4 protein-coding genes and 1 pseudogene are annotated in these 4,870 nt (G+C 49.4%); 1 reads left to right on the forward strand and 4 read right to left on the reverse strand.

Features of this window, described 5'->3' with window-relative positions; all coding sequences use genetic code 11:
• Positions 1-221: 221 nt before the first annotated feature.
• Positions 222-695 (forward strand): annotated as a pseudogene (locus tag GF401_07935) (KilA-N domain-containing protein).
• 286 nt (positions 696-981) lie between these two features.
• Here GF401_07935 and cobO read toward each other — a convergent pair.
• The 4 genes from cobO to GF401_07955 all read right to left on the reverse strand — a co-directional run.
• On the reverse strand, positions 982-1,512 hold the full coding sequence (cobO, locus tag GF401_07940; GenBank protein ID MBD3344977.1) for a cob(I)yrinic acid a,c-diamide adenosyltransferase: 531 nt from the start codon (positions 1,510-1,512) through the stop codon (positions 982-984).
• 53 nt (positions 1,513-1,565) lie between these two features.
• Positions 1,566-2,345: an ATP-binding cassette domain-containing protein gene (locus GF401_07945; protein ID MBD3344978.1), complete on the reverse strand. Its 780-nt coding sequence runs from the start codon at positions 2,343-2,345 to the stop codon at positions 1,566-1,568.
• Positions 2,346-2,606: 261 nt separating this feature from the next.
• Positions 2,607-3,569, reverse strand: coding sequence for an iron chelate uptake ABC transporter family permease subunit (locus GF401_07950; protein MBD3344979.1), 963 nt, complete (start codon positions 3,567-3,569; stop codon positions 2,607-2,609).
• A gap of 54 nt (positions 3,570-3,623) precedes the next feature.
• The coding region (locus tag GF401_07955; protein MBD3344980.1) for a hypothetical protein at positions 3,624-4,870 on the reverse strand (1,247 nt) is incomplete at its 5' end.

Consider the following 4,870-nt stretch of genomic DNA (forward strand, 5'->3'; position numbering starts at 1 on the left):
CAATTGGACCGCTTAAAGCGACTTTTCAGATTGTAAAATTATTTTTGAGGAAAAATGACGGAATCAATTATCAGAAGAGTTACCCCCCCTGGTTTTAAGGGTTTTTCTACAGTCTCAACAGGCACATGGCAGTTGCGCTTCGCTCCACCCAAATTTTCTTCCGCTTCGCTCCAGAAAACTTCGCCATGCGCCAACCCGTTGGCGTCAATAAATTTAAACGTGGAACCTATGCCCATAAGGACATTGCTTTTGAATTTGCATCCTGGATCTCTGTAGAGTTCAAGCTCTATATGATCAAGGAGTTTCAGCGTCTGAAAGATGAGGAGCGCAAAACGTTGGGGTGGGATATCCGCCGCAATTTGGCAAAAATTAACTACCGCATTCATACCGATGCAATTCAGAAACACCTCATTCCTCCTGAATTGAACGCAACTCAGATATCCCTGATGTATGCCAGTGAAGCGGATGTGCTGAATGTTGCACTGTTTGGAAAAACCGCAAAGCAGTGGCGAGAGGAAAATCCCGACAAAAATGGCAATATTCGCGATTTTGCCGATGTGTCCCAGCTTGTATGTCTCTCCAATCTTGAAAACCTCAACGCCCAAATCAACCAGAAACTATCTGATGCAACTGACGTCAATGATGAACAGAAGATTAAAGAATACACAAGGATACCTGGAAACATCTGGAATTAAGACGAAAAATAGATAGGATTCAAAAAGGAATTTAAGGGCAAATGAAAACGGTGAAATAATTGTCTTTTAACGGCACTGGAACCGTTCACAGTCATACCGGTTCTAAGGGCCTGTAAACTCCATCTCAACTGCTCAATACTTACCACTCACCCCACGCATGCCGGCATTACCGGCATGAATATAATAAGCATTTTCAACGTAGGATATAAAGGTGATGGAGATCACCTTTCCAAATCATGCTCTCATCCCCTTTCCAAATGCATCCAAGTGCAATTGTATCCTCATATCACTCCTCAATCCCCTTCCGTGATTGCACTCCCCGGCTATAATAGTGCTTTATTTCTTTCATTTCGGTGACCAGGTCGGCGATTTCGATAATTTCGGGAGGAGCGTTTCTTCCGGTAAGGACAATTTCTATTGGTGAGGGTCTGTTTTTAAGGACCTGAATGAGTTGCTGAGTGTCGATAAGCTCAAAGTGGAGCGCGATACAGATTTCATCCAGGATAACCATATCGCAGGCCCCTTCGTTGATCACCGATTCGACCTTTGAAAACCCGTGTTGCGCGATCGCTTTTTCCCTTGGTGACGCCTTTTCGACAATGAAATCACCATTGCCGAATTGTTCTATGGTTATTGTATCGTTCAGTTTTTTCAGTGAGTTAAGTTCACTGTAGTTACCCTGTTTGGCAAACTGGGCGATATAAACTTTCAGTCCGGCGCCGGCCGCACGGAGGGCAAGCCCCAGGGCAGCGGTGGTTTTACCTTTACCGTTGCCGGTGTAGAGGTGGATATAGCCTTTTTTGCTATTGGTTAACATGGGTTTTACGTGCCCCCCCTGCTCATGCGCTCGTGAGTTCGTGCGCTCATTCCTCACCCGCTCGGTATTACCAGTGAAATCTGTCGCTTTGTATCGTTTATCTTAGTAAAAGTGACTCCATAGATTTCTTTGAGTTGTTTTGTTGAATCTGCCATGAGTTCGGTTGATGGTCCTTTGAAATAAACAGAGCCGTCAACCAGGGCCAGTATTTTTGAATAATGGCCCAGAGCGTCGTTGATATCATGGGTGACCGTCACGATCGTGGTCTTGAATTCATCATGAATACGGTCGAGGGCTTTTTGGAGTAACTCCTGATGATAGGGATCCAGGAACGTCCCGGGTTCATCAAGAAGGAGCACCCCGGCCTGTTGCGCCACGGCTCCGGCGAGAAAGACACGCTGCATCTCTCCCCCGCTGAGAGCATACATCCGTCGGTCTGCAAAGGAAGACATCCCCACGATTGCCAGAGCGTCATCAACAATGCGCTTGTCCTGCTTCGATGGAATCGACATGAGCCCCTGATAGGGAAACCGCCCCATCATGACATACTCCCGCACACTGAACGGGTATATCCCCGAATGAATCTGCGGAACATAGGCGATAAATTGCGCCAGTGATCGCTGTGAAATGCTGTTCAGCGATTCGCCGTCAACTGCAATTGAATCGAATACGCCTTTTTCAAGCCCGGCCATACACCGGATAAGTGTCGACTTCCCCGCACCATTCCGTCCGATAATCCCCCACCGCTCTCCCCGACGAGCAGTGAAATCAATCCCCTTCAGGATCGGCTGGCCGTTGTAGTTAAAGGTGAGATTTGTGATTGTGACGGTCATGTTTTTTTTGGGATGATTGGTAATAATAATAGTTCTATTGATAATAGGAGTTGCACGTATGATTTAAGATTCTGGAAGGGGCTAGACAGCCCCTTAAACCCAGCTTGGAAAATGCTTTTCCTGAAAGCCCAACCCCCCGGGCTCCGCCCTCCCCCCACACTTGGGGGGCTAAAGGCAATACTGAACCGGATATTCTTTGCTTGTTCGCTTTCATCGTTATCGTGCTCGTTGTCATTTATCGTCTTCTTCTTTCCCGTTTCCTCACCAGATTTCCGCTCCCTGCTTTTTCATGGCCCGAAAAAGGACCCACAGAAAAAACGGGCCGCCCAACAGGGCGGTCACTACACCCACCGGCATTTCGGAGGGGGCGGCGATTGTTCGGGCGAAGGTGTCGCAGACCACTAAAAAGGTACCGCCGAAAATAAAAGACGCCAGGCCCAGTATCCGATGGTCATACCCGAACAGCATTCTGCAGATATGGGGGGCCATGATTCCCACAAAGCCGATAGGGCCGCAGATCGAAACGACCAGACTGACAGTCAGCGATGCGCCGAAAAAGAGGAGGAGCTTTGTTTTAGCGACATCGACTCCCCTGCTCCGCGCGATATCATCACCGGTTAGCAGATGGTTCAGTTCGACCAGTTTCCAAAGGATTATGCCGAGTCCTGCTGCATTGATAATGAGCAGGGCCGGACTGAAATGATCGTACCCGATGACTTCAACACCGCCCATCAACCACCGTATAATCTGAAATGAGTGGCGAAGATTGCTCATGAACTGGGCAAAGAGGAGCATGCTCGAAAAGAAAAAACTGACCGCAATGCCGGCGAGAAGCATGGTAATGGGCACGATTGTTTTTTGCAGCGATGAAAATCCGTAAACCAGAAGCATTGCTGTAACCGCGCCCGTGAATGCTCCCAGAGTCACCGATGATACTCCCAGAAAGCTGCCGGTGAAACCGGTCAGGATCGTTATCGACGCGCCGAAGGATGCTCCGCTTGAAACCCCGAGGGTATAGGGGGTAGCGAGTGGGTTGCGGAACATGGCCTGAAAAACCATCCCGCACAACGCCAGACATCCGCCGGCCCAGAACCCGGTGAGCGTCCGAGGTAACCGGAGGGAAAAGAAAATATGACGGGCCGTGGTGCTTTCGCTCAGCTCCCGGATACCGATTAAATCCATGCCCAGAAAAGGGGCGATCAGGCAGAAAAATGCCGAAATCATCAGGAGAGCACCGAGCTTGAAATACAATGAATTACGCATAGTTCCGGCTGCAGACTAGTTGTGGGAAAATTCCTGCGGGGGCGGAAGGACCCCGGTTAAGACATCGTACCAGGTTTGGGCCATCTTTATCTCACCCTGCTCGTTAGGATGAGTTTCATCATCCGTATCATACCCTATTCTGCTGTCGAATCCGGTGTGATGGTCCACGATTATTACGTCGGAACTGCTCGTGCTCATCTGTGCCAGTTGGGGAATCACCGCGTTGAGCGAATCAATCCAGTCGAGCCCCTCCCCCCACTGGATTATCTCGGCAACAAGAATGGTCACCGATGGATTTGCGCTCTGAAGCGTAGCGATTATCTGCGTTATATCCCCCAGCGTCTGGTTGATCGGATCGTCGAGATTGTTCGTGCCGATATGGAGCAGAACGATATCGGGAGTGTACTCCTGAATCCACCGCGAGAGAAAGCCGTTGCTGGTATCGCCAAAAGAAGCGCCTTCAAGGATTTCCCCGGTATCCCATCCATAATGCCCCTCATGGTCCATATCAAAATCGGGATTGGGAGGCGGTCCCCGGAAGTTTTCGGTGAGCGTGCCCACAAAATCAACTTCATACCCTGCCGAATCCAGCATGTGCCACAACGGACGGCGGTAGGAATTGTAGTACGTATCACCGCTGGTTATCGAATTGCCTAAGGGCATTATCTTCGTCGCAGTCGATAAAACAGAATCTTTTTCCACAACCGTCGAAGTATCAAACGTTTGCGTGAGAGTGTCGAAACGAAAGGAACCGGACTGCTCAACAATAACAGCCGCTTTGATTGTTTGAGAAAGAATCTCTATCTCCCGGCTGGTGACATAATAGATCAGTGTGTCATAGGTGACCGGCGCCCCGGGTTCGGAGTCGATCACGATTGTATCGACAGTGTCTACTTCTATGCTGGCTAAATCGGAGGAAAGAACCATTGTCCAGGTGGTTTCGATGAGTGATGAGGCCGTAAATACCCGGGGTACGGTGTCGTAGCCGAGTAAAAAGGTGTCGGTCACAAAATAGCCGCGGTCGTAAAAAAGGGAGTCGACCTTTTTCCATCGCTTATAGATGCTGTCGACTGTGGTGGTGGTAACTTTGTAGCTGGATGTATCATAAATCGAATCGGATGCTGTCACCGTGTCGAGCGTGTACTCGTTGACTGTGTCAACAGTAATGCCGAGAGTATCGACATCAAAAAAGGTCGCCCAGGTCGAATCGATCAGCTTTGGCTGTGAGGGCGCCTGGGGATTTTCTTCAAGGCACCCCGACC

The sequence above is a fragment of the Chitinivibrionales bacterium genome, assembly GCA_014728215.1.
Classification (GTDB): domain Bacteria; phylum Fibrobacterota; class Chitinivibrionia; order Chitinivibrionales; family WJKA01; genus WJKA01.

Excerpts from the sequence above, each read along its gene's own strand:
- GF401_07945 (MBD3344978.1), bottom strand. The coding sequence starts at position 2,345 with ATGACCGTCACAATCACAAATCTCACCTTTAACTACAACGGCCAGCCG.
- GF401_07950 (MBD3344979.1), bottom strand. The coding sequence starts at position 3,569 with ATGATTTCGGCATTTTTCTGCCTGATCGCCCCTTTTCTGGGCATGGAT.
- cobO (MBD3344977.1), bottom strand. The coding sequence starts at position 1,512 with ATGTTAACCAATAGCAAAAAAGGCTATATCCACCTCTACACCGGCAAC.